Origin of the sequence: Escherichia marmotae, assembly GCF_002900365.1 — a bacterium.
In the GTDB taxonomy this organism is placed as follows: domain Bacteria; phylum Pseudomonadota; class Gammaproteobacteria; order Enterobacterales; family Enterobacteriaceae; genus Escherichia; species Escherichia marmotae.
Genome location: NZ_CP025979.1, coordinates 3,272,757 through 3,289,148 on the forward strand (window position 1 = coordinate 3,272,757; position 16,392 = coordinate 3,289,148).

The 16,392-nt window shown below is 51.4% G+C and carries 15 protein-coding genes; 10 read left to right on the top strand and 5 right to left on the bottom strand.

The features are described from left to right. The first annotated feature begins 9 nt into the window (after nucleotides 1-9). The 9 genes from atpD to phoU all read left to right on the top strand — a co-directional run bounded on the left by atpD (nucleotide 10) and on the right by phoU (nucleotide 10,461). Nucleotides 10-1,392 carry a F0F1 ATP synthase subunit beta gene (gene atpD / locus C1192_RS16900; protein ID WP_000190506.1) on the top strand — a complete coding sequence of 461 codons (1,383 nt, stop codon included), beginning with the start codon at nucleotides 10-12 and terminating at the stop codon, nucleotides 1,390-1,392. Nucleotides 1,393-1,412: 20 nt separating this feature from the next. Continuing rightward, nucleotides 1,413-1,832: a F0F1 ATP synthase subunit epsilon gene (locus C1192_RS16905; RefSeq protein WP_001251965.1), complete on the top strand. Its 420-nt coding sequence runs from the start codon at nucleotides 1,413-1,415 to the stop codon at nucleotides 1,830-1,832. A gap of 376 nt (nucleotides 1,833-2,208) precedes the next feature. After that, on the top strand, nucleotides 2,209-3,579 hold the full coding sequence (gene glmU / locus C1192_RS16910) for a bifunctional UDP-N-acetylglucosamine diphosphorylase/glucosamine-1-phosphate N-acetyltransferase GlmU (protein ID WP_038355414.1): 1,371 nt from the start codon (nucleotides 2,209-2,211) through the stop codon (nucleotides 3,577-3,579). A 161-nt stretch (nucleotides 3,580-3,740) separates the two neighbouring features. Continuing rightward, nucleotides 3,741-5,570, top strand: a complete 1,830-nt coding sequence (gene glmS / locus C1192_RS16915) for a glutamine--fructose-6-phosphate transaminase (isomerizing) (RefSeq protein ID WP_038355413.1) — start codon at nucleotides 3,741-3,743, stop codon at nucleotides 5,568-5,570. Nucleotides 5,571-5,880: 310 nt separating this feature from the next. After that, entirely contained in the window at nucleotides 5,881-6,921 is a 1,041-nt protein-coding gene (gene pstS / locus C1192_RS16920; protein ID WP_000867170.1) for a phosphate ABC transporter substrate-binding protein PstS, read from the top strand. Nucleotides 6,922-7,007: 86 nt separating this feature from the next. After that, complete coding sequence (gene pstC, locus C1192_RS16925; RefSeq protein ID WP_000741620.1) at nucleotides 7,008-7,967, top strand: phosphate ABC transporter permease PstC; 960 nt, start codon at nucleotides 7,008-7,010, stop codon at nucleotides 7,965-7,967. Continuing rightward, nucleotides 7,967-8,857 (top strand): phosphate ABC transporter permease PstA, encoded by an 891-nt coding sequence (gene pstA, locus C1192_RS16930; protein ID WP_001252002.1) that lies wholly within the window; start codon nucleotides 7,967-7,969, stop codon nucleotides 8,855-8,857. Before pstC ends, pstA begins: the two co-directional genes overlap by 1 nt. A 90-nt stretch (nucleotides 8,858-8,947) precedes the next feature. Next, nucleotides 8,948-9,721 (top strand): phosphate ABC transporter ATP-binding protein PstB, encoded by a 774-nt coding sequence (pstB, locus tag C1192_RS16935; RefSeq protein WP_000063126.1) that lies wholly within the window; start codon nucleotides 8,948-8,950, stop codon nucleotides 9,719-9,721. A 14-nt stretch (nucleotides 9,722-9,735) separates the two neighbouring features. Further along, nucleotides 9,736-10,461, top strand: coding sequence for a phosphate signaling complex protein PhoU (phoU, locus tag C1192_RS16940; protein WP_000377803.1), 726 nt, complete (start codon nucleotides 9,736-9,738; stop codon nucleotides 10,459-10,461). A gap of 93 nt (nucleotides 10,462-10,554) precedes the next feature. Here the strand turns inward: phoU and yieH are convergent, their stop codons facing one another. After that, entirely contained in the window at nucleotides 10,555-11,220 is a 666-nt protein-coding gene (yieH, locus tag C1192_RS16945; RefSeq protein ID WP_038355412.1) for a 6-phosphogluconate phosphatase, read from the bottom strand. 166 nt (nucleotides 11,221-11,386) lie between these two features. Between yieH and adeP the strand changes: the two genes are divergently transcribed. Then, nucleotides 11,387-12,724 carry an adenine permease AdeP gene (gene adeP, locus C1192_RS16950; RefSeq protein ID WP_010377951.1) on the top strand — a complete coding sequence of 446 codons (1,338 nt, stop codon included), beginning with the start codon at nucleotides 11,387-11,389 and terminating at the stop codon, nucleotides 12,722-12,724. Nucleotides 12,725-12,778: 54 nt separating this feature from the next. On the opposite strand, the gene yieF is transcribed toward adeP, so the two are convergent. The 4 genes from yieF to mdtL form a co-directional block, all read right to left on the bottom strand. Next, complete coding sequence (yieF, locus tag C1192_RS16955; protein WP_001517422.1) at nucleotides 12,779-13,345, bottom strand: class I chromate reductase YieF; 567 nt, start codon at nucleotides 13,343-13,345, stop codon at nucleotides 12,779-12,781. A 21-nt stretch (nucleotides 13,346-13,366) separates the two neighbouring features. Continuing rightward, nucleotides 13,367-14,116 (bottom strand): 4'-phosphopantetheinyl transferase family protein, encoded by a 750-nt coding sequence (locus C1192_RS16960; protein ID WP_038355411.1) that lies wholly within the window; start codon nucleotides 14,114-14,116, stop codon nucleotides 13,367-13,369. A gap of 156 nt (nucleotides 14,117-14,272) precedes the next feature. Next, entirely contained in the window at nucleotides 14,273-15,232 is a 960-nt protein-coding gene (gene yidZ, locus C1192_RS16965) for an HTH-type transcriptional regulator YidZ (RefSeq protein WP_001517424.1), read from the bottom strand. Further along, nucleotides 15,207-16,382, bottom strand: coding sequence for a multidrug efflux MFS transporter MdtL (gene mdtL / locus C1192_RS16970; RefSeq protein ID WP_000086015.1), 1,176 nt, complete (start codon nucleotides 16,380-16,382; stop codon nucleotides 15,207-15,209). The genes yidZ and mdtL overlap by 26 nt, the downstream gene beginning before the upstream one ends. Nucleotides 16,383-16,392: the final 10 nt, after the last annotated feature.

Here is a 16,392-nt window from a genome sequence, read left to right on the forward strand (position 1 = left end):
GGATTTAAGATGGCTACTGGAAAGATTGTCCAGGTAATCGGCGCCGTAGTTGACGTCGAATTCCCTCAGGATGCCGTACCGCGCGTGTACGATGCTCTTGAGGTGCAAAATGGTAATGAGCGTCTGGTGCTGGAAGTTCAGCAGCAGCTCGGCGGCGGTATCGTGCGTACCATCGCAATGGGTTCCTCCGACGGTCTGCGTCGCGGTCTGGATGTAAAAGACCTCGAACACCCGATCGAAGTCCCGGTAGGTAAAGCGACTCTGGGCCGTATCATGAACGTACTGGGCGAACCGGTCGACATGAAAGGCGAGATCGGTGAAGAAGAGCGTTGGGCGATTCACCGCGCAGCACCTTCCTACGAAGAGCTGTCAAACTCTCAGGAACTGCTGGAAACCGGTATCAAAGTTATCGACCTGATGTGTCCGTTCGCGAAGGGCGGTAAAGTTGGTCTGTTCGGTGGTGCGGGTGTTGGTAAAACCGTAAACATGATGGAGCTTATTCGTAACATCGCGATCGAGCACTCCGGTTACTCTGTGTTTGCGGGCGTAGGTGAACGTACTCGTGAGGGTAACGACTTCTACCACGAAATGACCGACTCCAACGTTATCGATAAAGTATCCCTGGTGTATGGCCAGATGAACGAGCCGCCGGGAAACCGTCTGCGCGTTGCACTGACCGGCCTGACCATGGCGGAGAAATTCCGTGACGAAGGTCGTGACGTTCTGCTGTTCGTTGACAACATCTATCGTTACACCCTGGCCGGTACGGAAGTATCCGCACTGCTTGGCCGTATGCCTTCAGCGGTAGGTTATCAGCCGACCCTGGCGGAAGAGATGGGTGTTCTGCAGGAACGTATCACCTCCACCAAAACAGGTTCTATCACCTCCGTTCAGGCGGTATACGTACCTGCGGATGACTTGACTGACCCATCACCGGCCACCACCTTTGCGCACCTTGACGCAACCGTGGTACTGAGCCGTCAGATCGCGTCTCTGGGTATCTACCCGGCCGTTGACCCGCTGGACTCCACCAGCCGTCAGTTGGATCCGCTGGTAGTTGGTCAGGAACACTACGACACCGCGCGTGGCGTACAGTCCATCCTGCAACGTTATCAGGAACTGAAAGACATCATCGCCATCTTGGGTATGGATGAACTGTCTGAAGAAGATAAACTGGTGGTAGCGCGCGCTCGTAAGATCCAGCGCTTCCTGTCCCAGCCGTTCTTCGTGGCAGAAGTATTCACCGGTTCTCCGGGTAAATACGTCTCCCTGAAAGACACCATCCGTGGCTTTAAAGGCATCATGGAAGGCGAATACGATCACCTGCCGGAGCAGGCGTTCTACATGGTCGGTTCCATCGAAGAAGCTGTGGAAAAAGCCAAAAAACTTTAACGCCTTAATCGGAGGGTGATATGGCAATGACTTACCACCTGGACGTCGTCAGCGCAGAGCAACAAATGTTCTCTGGTCTGGTCGAGAAAATCCAGGTAACGGGTAGCGAAGGTGAACTGGGAATTTACCCGGGCCACGCACCGCTGCTCACCGCCATTAAGCCTGGTATGATTCGCATCGTGAAACAGCACGGTCATGAAGAGTTTATCTATCTGTCTGGCGGCATTCTTGAAGTGCAGCCTGGCAACGTGACCGTTCTGGCCGACACCGCAATTCGCGGCCAGGATCTCGACGAAGCGCGAGCCATGGAAGCGAAACGTAAGGCTGAAGAGCACATTAGCAGCTCTCACGGCGACGTAGATTACGCTCAGGCGTCTGCGGAACTGGCCAAAGCGATCGCGCAGTTGCGCGTTATCGAGTTGACTAAAAAAGCGATGTAACACCGGCTTGAAAAGCACAAAAGCCAGTCTGGAAACAGGCTGGTTTTTTTTCGCGCGTCGCCGCGAGATTTGTTCTGCTATGTTTTTATATCCCGCAATTAAACCGTCTTTATAACTCAGCGAAATCCTTCGTTGGTTTTCTTGTTTATTCATTGATCGAAATAAGAGCAAAAACATCAGGCTGACGCTTAAATGAAGGTGATGCCTTACTTTTATGCAGACAAAAGGCGTGACGATGGTCGAAAATGGTGCTTTCGCCAGCGAGGATAATCCGTTATTGAACAATTTATCCTCTGTCCATTTCACGATGAAAAAAATGTAGTTTTTTCAAGGTGAAGCGGTTTAAATTCGTTCTCAAATTACAGTCAGGACGCGTATGTTGAATAATGCTATGAGCGTAGTGATCCTTGCCGCGGGCAAAGGCACTCGCATGTATTCCGATCTTCCGAAAGTGCTGCATACCCTTGCCGGGAAAGCGATGGTTCAGCATGTCATTGATGCTGCGAATGAATTAGGCGCAGCACACGTTCATCTGGTGTATGGTCACGGTGGCGATCTGCTTAAACAGGCGCTGAAAGATGACAACCTGAACTGGGTACTTCAGGCAGAGCAACTGGGTACTGGTCATGCGATGCAGCAGGCTGCGCCTTTCTTTGCCGATGATGAAGACATTTTAATGCTTTACGGCGACGTACCGCTGATCTCTGTCGAAACACTCCAGCGTCTGCGTGATGCTAAACCGCAGGGCGGCATTGGCCTGTTGACGGTGAAACTGGATGACCCGACCGGTTATGGTCGTATCACCCGTGAAAACGGCAAAGTTACTGGCATTGTTGAACATAAAGATGCCACCGATGAGCAGCGTCAGATTCAGGAAATCAACACCGGCATTCTGATCGCCAACGGCGCAGATATGAAACGCTGGCTGGCGAAGCTGACTAACAATAACGCTCAGGGCGAATACTACATCACCGATATTATTGCGCTGGCGTATCAGGAAGGGCGTGAAATCGTCGCTGTACATCCGCAACGCTTAAGCGAAGTTGAAGGCGTGAATAACCGCCTGCAACTCTCCCGTCTGGAGCGCGTTTATCAGTCCGAACAGGCTGAAAAACTGCTGTTGGCAGGGGTTATGCTACGCGATCCGGCCCGTTTTGATCTGCGCGGAACGCTTACTCACGGGCGTGATGTTGAAATTGATACTAACGTTATCATCGAGGGTAATGTTACTCTCGGCAATCGCGTGAAAATTGGCACTGGTTGCGTGATTAAAAACAGCGTGATTGGTGATGATTGCGAAATCAGCCCATATACAGTGGTGGAAGACGCGAATCTGGCAGCGGCCTGTACCATTGGCCCGTTTGCCCGTCTGCGCCCGGGGGCAGAGCTGCTTGAAGGCGCACACGTCGGTAACTTTGTTGAGATGAAAAAAGCGCGTCTGGGTAAAGGTTCAAAAGCCGGTCATCTGACTTATCTGGGCGATGCGGAAATCGGTGATAACGTTAACATCGGTGCAGGAACCATTACCTGCAACTATGATGGTGCGAATAAATTTAAAACCATTATTGGCGACGATGTGTTTGTCGGCTCTGACACCCAACTTGTTGCACCGGTAACGGTTGGTAAAGGCGCGACTATTGCTGCGGGTACTACCGTAACGCGCAATGTTGGCGAAAACGCTCTGGCAATTAGCCGCGTGCAGCAGTCGCAAAAAGAAGGTTGGCGTCGTCCAGTAAAGAAAAAGTAATTCTGGCCGGGTAATCCGGCCTCCTGGGATGAAGAGATAACATAATCTCCCGCCCGCAAGCAGTAACTATAAAAATAACCCCACTCTCTACAAGGCTCGGGGCGCCCGGAAAAACGGGCATACAGGTTGACCGACAACGATATCAATCGGAATTAAAAACTATGTGTGGAATTGTTGGCGCGATCGCGCAACGTGATGTAGCTGAGATCCTTCTTGAAGGTTTACGTCGTCTGGAATACCGCGGTTATGACTCTGCTGGCCTGGCAGTAGTCGATGCGGACGGTAATATGACCCGTCTGCGTCGTCTCGGTAAAGTGCAAATGCTGGCCCAGGCAGCGGAAGAACATCCTCTGCATGGCGGAACGGGTATTGCTCATACCCGTTGGGCGACCCACGGTGAACCTTCAGAAGTGAATGCGCATCCGCATGTTTCTGAACACATTGTGGTGGTGCATAACGGCATCATCGAAAACCATGAACCACTGCGTGAAGAGTTAAAAGCGCGTGGCTATACCTTCGTTTCTGAAACCGACACCGAAGTGATTGCGCATTTGGTTAACTGGGAACTGAAACAGGGCGGCACCCTGCGTGAAGCTGTTCTGCGTGCTATCCCGCAACTGCGTGGCGCTTACGGCACGGTAATTATGGATACCCGTCACCCGGATACCCTGCTGGCGGCTCGTTCCGGTAGTCCGCTGGTTATCGGCCTTGGCATGGGCGAAAACTTTATCGCTTCTGACCAACTGGCACTGCTGCCGGTGACCCGTCGCTTTATCTTCCTTGAAGAGGGTGATATTGCGGAAATCACTTGCCGTTCAGTAAACATCTTCGATAAATCTGGCGCGGAAGTTAAACGCCAGGATATCGAATCCAATCTGCAATATGATGCGGGCGATAAAGGCATTTACCGTCATTACATGCAGAAAGAGATCTACGAACAGCCGAACGCGATCAAAAACACTCTTGCCGGGCGTATCAGCCACGGTCAGGTGGATCTAAGTGAACTGGGGCCGAACGCAGATGAACTGCTGTCGAAGGTTGAGCATATTCAGATCCTCGCCTGTGGTACTTCGTACAATTCAGGTATGGTTTCCCGTTACTGGTTTGAATCGCTGGCTGGTATTCCGTGCGACGTCGAAATCGCCTCTGAATTCCGCTATCGCAAATCTGCTGTTCGCCGTAACAGTCTGATGATCACCCTGTCGCAGTCGGGAGAAACCGCGGATACACTGGCTGGCCTGCGCCTGTCGAAAGAGCTGGGATATCTCGGCTCGCTGGCAATCTGTAACGTTGCAGGCTCTTCTCTGGTTCGTGAATCCGATTTGGCGCTGATGACCAACGCAGGTACTGAAATTGGCGTGGCGTCCACCAAAGCATTCACCACTCAGTTAACTGTGCTGTTGATGCTGGTGGCAAAACTGTCCCGCCTGAAAGGCCTGGATGCCTCCATTGAACATGACATCGTGCATGGTCTGCAGGCGCTGCCGAGCCGTATCGAGCAGATGCTGTCTCAGGACAAACGTATTGAAGCTCTGGCGGAAGATTTTTCTGATAAACACCACGCGTTGTTCCTGGGCCGTGGCGATCAGTACCCCATCGCGCTGGAAGGCGCATTGAAGCTGAAAGAGATCTCCTACATTCACGCCGAAGCCTATGCTGCGGGCGAACTGAAACACGGCCCGCTGGCGCTGATTGACGCTGATATGCCGGTTATCGTCGTTGCACCGAACAACGAACTGCTGGAAAAACTAAAATCCAACATCGAAGAAGTTCGTGCGCGTGGCGGTCAGTTGTACGTCTTTGCCGATCAGGATGCAGGATTTGTGAGCAGCGATAACATGCACATCATCGAGATGCCGCATGTGGAAGAAGTGATTGCTCCGATCTTCTATACTGTTCCGCTGCAACTATTGGCGTACCACGTCGCGCTGATCAAAGGCACCGACGTTGACCAGCCGCGTAACCTGGCAAAATCGGTTACGGTTGAGTAATACACAGATGCCCTGCTTTCGCAGGGCATTTTTTCCTGTTATGTTTTTAATCAAACATCCAGCCCACGTCATGTGACAAATCGTCATCTTCGGCTATTTTTTCACTGTCACAGAGTGAAAATTTTCTGTTATCTCTTCTTTATTAATATTTGTAACATACTGAATTTAAATGGTTATTTAAATAAGAGTGAAGGCTTTCTTTCTCTGTCATAAAACTGTCATAAACCTTACATATAACTGTCACCTGTTTGTCCTATTTTGCTTCTTGTAGCCAACAAACAATGCTTTATGAATCCTCCCAGGAGACATTATGAAAGTTATGCGTACCACCGTCGCAACTGTTGTCGCCGCGACCTTATCGATGAGTGCTTTCTCTGTGTTTGCAGAAGCAAGCCTGACAGGTGCAGGTGCAACCTTCCCTGCGCCGGTGTATGCCAAATGGGCTGACACTTACCAGAAAGAAACCGGTAATAAAGTTAACTACCAGGGGATTGGTTCTTCTGGTGGCGTAAAACAGATTATCGCTAACACCGTTGATTTCGGTGCTTCTGACGCACCGCTGTCTGACGAAAAACTGGCTCAGGAAGGACTGTTCCAATTTCCGACCGTGATTGGCGGCGTCGTGCTGGCAGTTAACCTGCCGGGTCTTAAATCTGGCGAACTGGTGCTGGATGGTAAAACCCTCGGTGACATCTACCTGGGCAAAATTAAAAAGTGGGATGACGAAGCGATCGTCAAACTGAATCCGGGTCTGAAACTGCCTTCACAGAACATCGCCGTGGTGCGCCGCGCAGATGGCTCCGGGACTTCTTTCGTTTTCACCAGCTACCTGGCGAAAGTAAATGAAGAGTGGAAAAACAGCGTTGGTACTGGCTCTACCGTAAAATGGCCGATCGGTCTGGGTGGTAAAGGTAACGACGGTATTGCCGCATTTGTTCAGCGTCTGCCTGGGGCAATTGGCTACGTTGAATATGCTTACGCGAAGCAAAACAACCTCGCCTACACCAAACTGATCTCCGCTGATGGTAAACCTGTTGCGCCGACCGAAGAGAACTTCGCAAATGCGGCAAAAGGCGCAGACTGGAGCAAAACATTCGCTCAGGATCTGACCAACCAGAAAGGCGAAGATGCGTGGCCGATCACCTCTACCACGTTCATTCTGGTTCACAAAGATCAGAAGAAACCAGAGCAAGGTGCAGAAGTGCTGAAGTTCTTCGACTGGGCATACAAAACCGGAGCTAAACAGGCCAACGACCTGGATTACGCCAGCCTGCCGGATAGCGTAGTTGAACAGGTTCGCGCTGCGTGGAAGACCAATATTAAAGACAGTAGCGGTAAGCCGCTGTACTAATAAAACTCCAGGCCGGATAAGGCGTTTTACACCGTATCCGGCATTACAAAATGACTTTGTAAACGCGTTTAACTGAAGAGTAACTTATGGCTGCAACCAAGCCTGCTTTTAACCCACCGGGTAAAAAGGGCGACATAATTTTCAGCGTGCTGGTAAAACTGGCGGCGCTGATTGTGCTATTGATGTTGGGTGGCATTATTGTCTCTCTGATCATCTCCTCCTGGCCGAGCATTCAGAAATTTGGTCTGGCTTTCCTGTGGACCAAAGAGTGGGATGCGCCGAACGATATTTACGGGGCGCTGGTGCCGATCTACGGTACGCTGGTGACTTCGTTTATCGCGCTGCTGATCGCCGTCCCGGTGAGTTTCGGGATTGCCCTGTTCCTGACAGAGCTTGCGCCAGGCTGGCTGAAGCGCCCGCTGGGTATCGCCATTGAACTGCTGGCAGCCATTCCAAGTATCGTTTACGGCATGTGGGGGCTGTTTATTTTTGCACCGCTGTTTGCCGTCTACTTCCAGGAACCAGTCGGCAATATCATGTCGAATATCCCGATTGTTGGCGCGCTGTTCTCCGGCCCGGCATTTGGTATCGGTATCCTCGCGGCGGGCGTGATCCTCGCCATTATGATCATTCCGTACATTGCGGCGGTAATGCGCGATGTCTTCGAACAAACCCCGGTGATGATGAAAGAGTCAGCCTACGGTATCGGCTGCACCACCTGGGAAGTTATCTGGCGTATCGTTCTTCCGTTCACCAAAAATGGTGTGATCGGCGGCATTATGCTGGGTCTGGGGCGCGCGCTCGGTGAAACGATGGCGGTGACCTTTATCATCGGTAACACCTACCAGCTCGACAGCGCCTCGCTGTATATGCCAGGTAACAGTATTACTTCCGCGTTGGCGAACGAATTTGCGGAAGCAGAATCCGGTCTGCACGTGGCTGCACTGATGGAACTCGGCCTGATCCTGTTTGTGATTACCTTCATCGTCCTGGCCGCATCGAAGTTTATGATTATGCGCCTGGCTAAGAATGAGGGGGCACGCTAATGGCTATGGTTGAAACACAAACTACCGCGGCGCTGGCAGAATCCCGCCGCAAAATGCAGGCGCGTCGCCGCCTCAAAAACCGTATTGCGCTGACGCTCTCAATGGCGACGATGGCTTTCGGTCTGTTCTGGCTGATCTGGATTTTAATGTCCACCATCACCCGCGGTATCGACGGTATGTCTCTGGCGCTGTTCACCGAAATGACGCCGCCGCCAAATACAGAAGGCGGTGGCCTGGCGAACGCCCTGGCGGGTAGCGGCCTGTTAATTTTGTGGGCCACGGTATTCGGTACGCCGCTGGGGATTATGGCGGGGATTTATCTGGCGGAATATGGACGTAAATCCTGGCTGGCTGAAGTTATTCGCTTCATTAACGACATTCTGCTCTCCGCGCCGTCGATTGTTGTTGGTCTGTTTGTTTATACCATCGTGGTGGCTCAGATGGAGCACTTCTCCGGTTGGGCTGGCGTGATTGCCCTGGCACTGTTGCAGGTGCCGATTGTTATCCGCACCACCGAGAACATGCTGAAACTGGTGCCGGACAGCCTGCGTGAAGCGGCTTATGCGCTGGGGACGCCGAAGTGGAAGATGATCTCCGCGATTACTCTGAAAGCGTCGGTCTCCGGGATTATGACCGGTATTCTGCTGGCGATTGCTCGTATTGCGGGTGAAACCGCACCGCTGCTGTTTACCGCGCTCTCCAACCAGTTCTGGAGCACGGACATGATGCAGCCGATCGCTAACCTGCCGGTAACGATCTTTAAGTTCGCGATGAGCCCGTTTGCGGAATGGCAGCAACTGGCCTGGGCTGGTGTGTTGATCATTACCCTGTGCGTACTGCTGCTGAACATTCTGGCGCGCGTTGTTTTTGCCAAGAATAAACACGGTTAACACTTTGCCGGATGCGGCGTGAACGCCTTATCCGGCCTACGGTAAGCCTGATTAGCGAAGTGCATCAGGCACGATGAGGAAAAGATTGCAATGAGTATGGTTGAAACTGCCCCGAGTAAAATTCAGGTTCGTAATTTGAACTTCTACTACGGCAAATTCCATGCCCTGAAAAACATCAACCTGGATATCGCTAAAAACCAGGTTACGGCGTTTATCGGGCCGTCTGGCTGCGGTAAATCGACGCTGCTGCGTACCTTCAACAAAATGTTTGAACTGTATCCGGAGCAGCGTGCGGAAGGTGAAATTCTGCTTGATGGCGACAACATCCTGACCAACACTCAGGATATCGCCCTGCTGCGTGCGAAAGTGGGCATGGTGTTCCAGAAACCGACGCCGTTCCCGATGTCCATTTACGACAACATTGCCTTTGGTGTCCGTCTGTTTGAGAAACTCTCCCGTGCCGACATGGACGAGCGTGTACAGTGGGCATTGACCAAGGCCGCATTGTGGAACGAAACCAAAGATAAATTACACCAGAGTGGTTACTCTCTCTCTGGTGGTCAGCAACAACGTCTGTGCATTGCGCGTGGTATCGCTATTCGCCCGGAGGTGTTGTTGCTCGATGAACCGTGTTCGGCACTCGACCCTATCTCCACCGGGCGTATTGAAGAGCTGATCACCGAATTGAAGCAGGATTACACCGTAGTGATCGTAACTCACAACATGCAGCAGGCTGCGCGTTGTTCTGACCACACGGCGTTTATGTACCTGGGCGAATTGATTGAGTTCAGCAACACGGACGATCTGTTCACCAAGCCAGCGAAGAAACAAACAGAAGACTACATCACCGGTCGTTACGGTTGATTCAGGAGTGCGTTATGGACAGTCTCAATCTTAATAAACATATTTCCGGCCAGTTCAACGCCGAACTGGAAAGCATCCGCACGCAGGTGATGACCATGGGCGGGATGGTGGAGCAACAGCTTACCGATGCCATCACTGCGATGCACAACCAGGACAGCGATCTGGCGAAGCGCGTGATCGAAGGCGACAAAAACGTCAACATGATGGAAGTGGCGATCGATGAAGCCTGCGTGCGCATTATTGCCAAACGTCAGCCGACGGCGAGCGACCTGCGTCTGGTGATGGTGATCAGTAAAACTATCGCTGAGCTGGAGCGTATTGGTGATGTGGCGGACAAAATTTGCCGTACTGCGCTGGAGAAATTCTCCCAGCAGCATCAGCCATTGTTAGTCAGTCTGGAGTCGCTGGGGCGTCACACCATCCAAATGCTGCACGACGTGCTGGACGCGTTCGCGCGCATGGACATTGACGAAGCGGTACGAATCTATCGTGAAGATAAAAAAGTTGATCAGGAGTACGAAGGTATTGTTCGTCAACTGATGACCTACATGATGGAAGATTCGCGCACCATTCCGAGCGTACTTACCGCGCTGTTCTGTGCACGCTCCATCGAGCGTATTGGTGACCGCTGCCAGAATATCTGCGAATACATCTTCTACTACGTGAAGGGGCAAGATTTCCGCCACGTAGGCGGTGATGAGCTGGATAAACTGCTGGCAGAAAAAGAACCGAAAAAGTAACGCTAACTGTAGGACGGATAAGGCGTTTACGCCGCATCCGGCAAAATGTGAATATGTAATCTGCCCGGTGAACATATCACCGGGTTTCTTTATTTACCGTGTAATATCCCAGCTACGCGCCTTCCACAGTTCCGGCAACTGCGAAAGATGGGTAAAGGTAGTGACTTTCGGATGAACGATCGGCTTATTGTGCGGGTCAGCGCAGAAGTAAAACACTTCCATACCGGCATCGATTCCTGACTGTGCTCCTGCGCTGGAGTCATCGACCAGAATGCAGTTTTCAACGTTCACATTCATTGCTTTTGCGGCGTGGAACATTAATGCCGGATCGGGTTTCCAACGCTGAATGTCGTAACCGCTGAACAGTTTTTCCGGGAAATAGTGCAGCATGTTGAGCTTGCCGAGTGAATGCTGCATTTTGTTGACCGGACCGTTAGAGACGACGCACATCGGCACTTTCACGCTTTCCAGTAAGGCGTTTGCTCCCGCAATCACCTCCAGTTCGCTATCAAACAGACGCGCCACCTCTGCACGATAAACGTGTTCGGCATCGGCACGGACTATTTCTACGCCCTGTTCTTTGCTAATGATGTCGATGATTTCGTAGAGTTTTACGCCTTTAAAGCGGGTAAAAATCTCTTCAAGATCAACGTTAATGCCAAACTCTTTGAACATCGTGACATAGGCACGAGAGCAAATAACCTCGCTGTCGACCAGCGTACCGTCGCAGTCGAAAAATACCGCTTCTATCTGGGACATGTCTTTCCTTTATCGTTAGTTTAACGTTTTCGTCATGCAGATTTGAGTGACGCAATCGTTGCCGTATAAGCAAATACAATTAAAAAAAGTTATCTTCAGCCGTCCATATTGTCTCATTTTGGTATAGGATAGCGACGGATTTTCCCTCCTTGTTCGGAAATAGATAATGAGTCAACAACACACAACCCAGGCTTCTGGCCAGGGGATGCTGGAACGCGTGTTTAAACTGCGCGAACATGGCACGACGGCACGGACCGAAGTGATCGCCGGTTTTACCACTTTCCTGACGATGGTTTACATCGTTTTTGTTAACCCGCAAATTCTTGGCGTAGCTGGCATGGACACCAGCGCCGTCTTCGTCACCACCTGTCTGATTGCTGCGTTCGGCAGTATTCTGATGGGGCTGTTTGCTAACCTGCCAGTCGCGCTGGCTCCCGCTATGGGCCTGAACGCGTTCTTCGCTTTTGTAGTGGTGCAGGCGATGGGCTTGCCGTGGCAAGTCGGGATGGGCGCAATTTTCTGGGGCGCGATTGGTCTGCTGCTGCTGACTATTTTCCGCGTTCGCTACTGGATGATTGCCAACATTCCAGTAAGTCTGCGTGTGGGCATTACCAGCGGTATCGGTCTGTTCATTGGTATGATGGGGCTGAAAAACGCGGGGGTGATTGTTGCTAACCCGGAAACGCTGGTGAGTATCGGTAACCTGACATCTCACAGCGTACTGCTGGGTATCCTCGGCTTCTTCATCATTGCTATTCTGGCCTCGCGCAACATTCACGCGGCGGTGCTGGTTTCCATCGTGGTGACGACGCTTCTGGGCTGGATGCTGGGTGATGTGCACTACAACGGCATCGTCTCTGCGCCGCCGAGCGTAATGACGGTGGTGGGGCACGTGGATTTGGCCGGGTCGTTTAACCTCGGCCTGGCAGGCGTAATTTTCTCTTTCATGCTGGTCAACCTGTTTGACTCCTCCGGCACCCTGATTGGCGTGACCGATAAGGCGGGTCTGGCTGATGAAAAGGGTAAATTCCCGCGCATGAAGCAGGCGCTGTATGTCGACAGTATCTCTTCTGTTACCGGTTCGTTTATCGGTACATCTTCTGTCACGGCGTATATTGAATCTTCTTCTGGTGTTTCCGTTGGCGGTCGTACCGGTCTGACGGCAGTGGTTGTTGGTTTGCTGTTCCTGCTGGTTATCTTCTTGTCGCCGCTGGCGGGAATGGTGCCTGGCTATGCTGCTGCTGGTGCGCTGATTTACGTTGGCGTACTGATGACTTCCAGTTTAGCACGCGTGAAATGGCAGGATCTGACTGAATCCGTTCCGGCGTTTATTACCGCTGTGATGATGCCGTTCAGTTTCTCGATTACCGAAGGTATCGCGCTGGGCTTTATCTCCTACTGCGTGATGAAGATCGGCACAGGACGTCTGCGTGATCTAAGCCCGTGCGTAGTCATCGTTGCACTGCTGTTTATCCTGAAAATTGTGTTTATTGACGCTCATTAAAATCGATAGCACGCTAAAAAACCCGCCATGCGTTATTGCTGGCGGGTTTTTTATTTAGATTTTCACCCGCTGAATAAACTCGCCAAACGCAGTTAACTGCCCGGCCAGGTGATCCAGCGTTCCCTGATCAATCACCTCTCTGGTTTGCGGATCGACTTTGTTCTGAATCACGCCGCCCATAAACTCAGGTTTGTTCATTACCATTGCATCGAGGAAGACCAGAATCTGGCGCAGGTGATACTGACAACGTGCGCCGCCAATCACACCCATTGAACTGGTCTGAATCAGCACCGGTTTACCGGCCAACGGTTGATCCGGCAGGCGAGATAGCCAGTCGATGGCATTTTTCAGCCCACCCGGCACCGAGTAGTTATATTCCGGCGTGACAATCACCACACCGTCAGCCTGACGGATCTGTTCCGCCAGAGCTTCAACTGTCGCGGGAAAGCCTTCTTCCTGCTGAACATCTGCGTCATACAGGGGAATATCGGCAATGGAAGGCAACGCGTTGACTTCCATACCCGCCGGGGCAATTTTCGGCAGCGTACGTGCAACCATGCCATTAAATGAACCTTTACGCAGGCTCCCCAATAACGTAACCACCTTCAATTTTTCAGACATGATGACTCCTGTGGTTGTTTATTAATTTGGCGAAAAAGACTTCACGGTAGAGAGCTGGGCAAAACGCATCATCCGGCTGGTGGGGTTGTTGGCACGGTTGTGAATATCAGGCAGGCTTTTCCAGCCTTGTTTGCCATCAAACTCCCAGACATTGAGCTTTTCAATTGCCGGAGTGACTGCCACGGACCACACCAGCACGTTCTCTGCGTCGCATAATACTTCTACATGATTGAGATGGGCACATTTCAGGCGTCCCGCAATGGGCATCAATTGCAGATCGCGCGGGTCGTCATTCAGTACATCGCCGGTAAGTTTTAGCACGCTTCGACGCAAAGTAATGAGTTGCGCTCGTGCTTCGTTAGGATCGTTCTGTTTGCTGATCCATAACGATTCATTGCTGGAAAAAATAGGGTTATCGGGTGCATGGGGGCTATGAAACCCGCGTGTCGCGCGCTGGAGTTCCATATCGAGGCCGCATTCGCCTTCGGTTGTTAACGCCACACCGACGATATTTCCGGCATAGGATATTGAAAATGATGGCAAACTTTTATCGCGGAAAACTGGCTTTCCTTTAGCCTGGGTGACGATTTCCGGCAATTCACTAATGCCATACAGCATGAACATCAGTTCTGCGAGTAAACCTCTGGACGCCAGGAAACGGCTTTGACGATGAGGGGGAATATTTTGGGTTTCTTGATGACACTGCGAGGGTAGGCGAACAGATATCAGATGTCCTTCCGTTAACGTTCCTCGGGCAAAGTGAGTCGCCATTTTTCGCTCCATGCTTAATGGTCCATTATGAATACAAGAGTAATCATTTACTGGAACTATGGACAGACTAAAGCGGCGAAAAGTTCGATTCGGATAAACTTATTACATATATTTTACATTTAAACGCGAGATATGGTCGTATTTCATACAACTTGATTATGCCATCGAGGCGTAAAGATTTTTAATGGTTTCTCGTAACCAGACAATCTTCGGGTTATGACTATTCCGTTTGTGCCACAACAGAGTAAACGGTACTTCCAGCTTTTTTTGCTGGATTTCATCAAACGGGAGAGGGAGAGCAACCAGCGGAAGCTGGTGGAGCTGGTTGTAGTACTGACAGTAGCGTGGCGCGGTCGCCAGTAGCAGATTGTCAGGCTGCGCCGCCATAAATAGCGCCTGCTCAAATTCCGGTAGACTCATAGCAATCGTGCGTTCGCGTCCTGATTCTTGCAATACATTGTCCAGCGCCCAGGTATCGCTCTGTTCCCAGCAAATGCTGATATGCGGATAACGCAGAAACGAGTCCAGGTTCCACGCTTCATTCAGCACCGGATGATCTTTACGCAGCCAGACGCAGGGTAAATCGCTAAATAGCACTTCATAATCAATGGATAACGGCAGTGAACTTAGCAGTTCCCGGGAGCGTGGATGACTTTCACGCCCGGAAAAACCGATATCCACTTCACCACGAGTAATGGCATCCAGCGAATCGTAATCCCAGTTACGTAATTTAATAGTCGCCTGGGGGTAACGCTGGTAGATCTGTTTCGATAGCGCATTAAACATGATCATCATCAGCGGCGACTCCGCCGCCAGCTCAAATTTCAGGCCGCGCGGCGTTTCATGATGCGGTTTGTCCAGCAGTTGATTGCTCATTTGCATCCACTCCGCCAGATTTTGCTCCATGCTGACCATCAGCGGTGTGGGCGTCAGACCCAACGGGGAGTTCACAAAGAGCGGATCATCAAACCATGTCCGAAGCTTTGCCAGCGATTTACTCACTGCCGAAGGTGTTACGTTCATCCGCTTCGCCGCTTTGGTCACGCTGCGCTCCTGCATCAGTAATTGCAGGCAGAGCAGTAAATTGAGATCAAGCGTGGTGATGGATTTCTTCATGAGCGGCAACAGGGCGTCCAGGTGCGACGAGCATAATCAGCAACAGGCTTACTATGCTACAGGCAATCAGAATCCCGATCAGCATATTCCAGGCGCTGATGCCAATCACTGCCGCCAGCCAAATCCACAGTGACGAGCCACAAACCTGTGCAATGCCTAACGTCGAGCTGGCCACGCCTGCGCGTAATGAAAACGGGCCTAATGCCTGGCTCATTGCCACGCCGAAGCCCACTGAGAAACCGGCGCAAATCAGCGTGATGCCAAACAGCGAAACCGCATGGGAAGGCGAAACTGCAAGGATGATACCCGCCGCCAGGAATAACATTTGTGAGGTGATCATCAGTGTGCGCGGCTTAAAAATTCCCAATGCAAACGGCGTGGAAAACGAAACGGTCATGCTGACGCCTGCGGTTAACGCCATAATGGTGGCGTATTCACCACGTTCGAAGCCCATAATTTCCATCATCAATACAGGCGACGTATTCACGAAGGTAAGAATCACAGAAACGCTGAGAGTGGTGATAAGCACACGGCTAAGGAAAAAACGATTAAGCAGCGACTCGGTATTCTCTCGTGGTCTGTCCGAAGCAGCAGGTGCAGCAGGGCGTGTTTCTTTTAAAATAAACAAAGACAACATGAGTACAGTGATGCCCATCATCGCCATTGTCCAGAACAGGCTCTGCCACGGAAATTTGAGCATAATCAGGTGCCCGAGTACCGGAGCTAACACCGGAATGATGCAGGTAATACCATTGAGCAATGACAGCACTTTTGCTCTGCGTCGATCATCCAGCGTGTCGCGTAAAATCGCGAATGCGACGACATAACAGCAGCCAGCGCCCAGCCCTTGCATAAAGCGTCCGACAAGAAATAGCGTGCTGGTTTCAGACAGTGAACAGAGCACAGAGGCGATAATAAATAGCGCCGCGCCGGGAATGGCGACAGGTTTTCTTCCTGAACGATCGGCCACTTTACCGGCAAACAGCATTGCTGCCGCCATCCCCGCCAGATAAACCGAGAAAGCTATATGCAACTGCGCTTCGCTGGCATTGAGATCGGCGGCAATGCGTGGCAAGCCGACCAGATACATATCAATACCTGCGGGATAAAGTAAAACCAGAGCAAAACTACAAATCAAAAAACGGGACATGGGCTAGCGT

Coding starts and splice junctions, on each gene's coding strand:
- pstB (WP_000063126.1), top strand. CDS start 8,948: ATGAGTATGGTTGAAACTGCCCCGAGTAAAATTCAGGTTCGTAATTTG.
- glmS (WP_038355413.1), top strand. CDS start 3,741: ATGTGTGGAATTGTTGGCGCGATCGCGCAACGTGATGTAGCTGAGATC.
- yidZ (WP_001517424.1), bottom strand. CDS start 15,232: ATGAAGAAATCCATCACCACGCTTGATCTCAATTTACTGCTCTGCCTG.
- C1192_RS16905 (WP_001251965.1), top strand. CDS start 1,413: ATGGCAATGACTTACCACCTGGACGTCGTCAGCGCAGAGCAACAAATG.
- glmU (WP_038355414.1), top strand. CDS start 2,209: ATGTTGAATAATGCTATGAGCGTAGTGATCCTTGCCGCGGGCAAAGGC.
- pstS (WP_000867170.1), top strand. CDS start 5,881: ATGAAAGTTATGCGTACCACCGTCGCAACTGTTGTCGCCGCGACCTTA.
- phoU (WP_000377803.1), top strand. CDS start 9,736: ATGGACAGTCTCAATCTTAATAAACATATTTCCGGCCAGTTCAACGCC.
- pstA (WP_001252002.1), top strand. CDS start 7,967: ATGGCTATGGTTGAAACACAAACTACCGCGGCGCTGGCAGAATCCCGC.
- C1192_RS16960 (WP_038355411.1), bottom strand. CDS start 14,116: ATGGCGACTCACTTTGCCCGAGGAACGTTAACGGAAGGACATCTGATA.
- yieF (WP_001517422.1), bottom strand. CDS start 13,345: ATGTCTGAAAAATTGAAGGTGGTTACGTTATTGGGGAGCCTGCGTAAA.
- mdtL (WP_000086015.1), bottom strand. CDS start 16,382: ATGTCCCGTTTTTTGATTTGTAGTTTTGCTCTGGTTTTACTTTATCCC.
- yieH (WP_038355412.1), bottom strand. CDS start 11,220: ATGTCCCAGATAGAAGCGGTATTTTTCGACTGCGACGGTACGCTGGTC.
- adeP (WP_010377951.1), top strand. CDS start 11,387: ATGAGTCAACAACACACAACCCAGGCTTCTGGCCAGGGGATGCTGGAA.
- atpD (WP_000190506.1), top strand. CDS start 10: ATGGCTACTGGAAAGATTGTCCAGGTAATCGGCGCCGTAGTTGACGTC.
- pstC (WP_000741620.1), top strand. CDS start 7,008: ATGGCTGCAACCAAGCCTGCTTTTAACCCACCGGGTAAAAAGGGCGAC.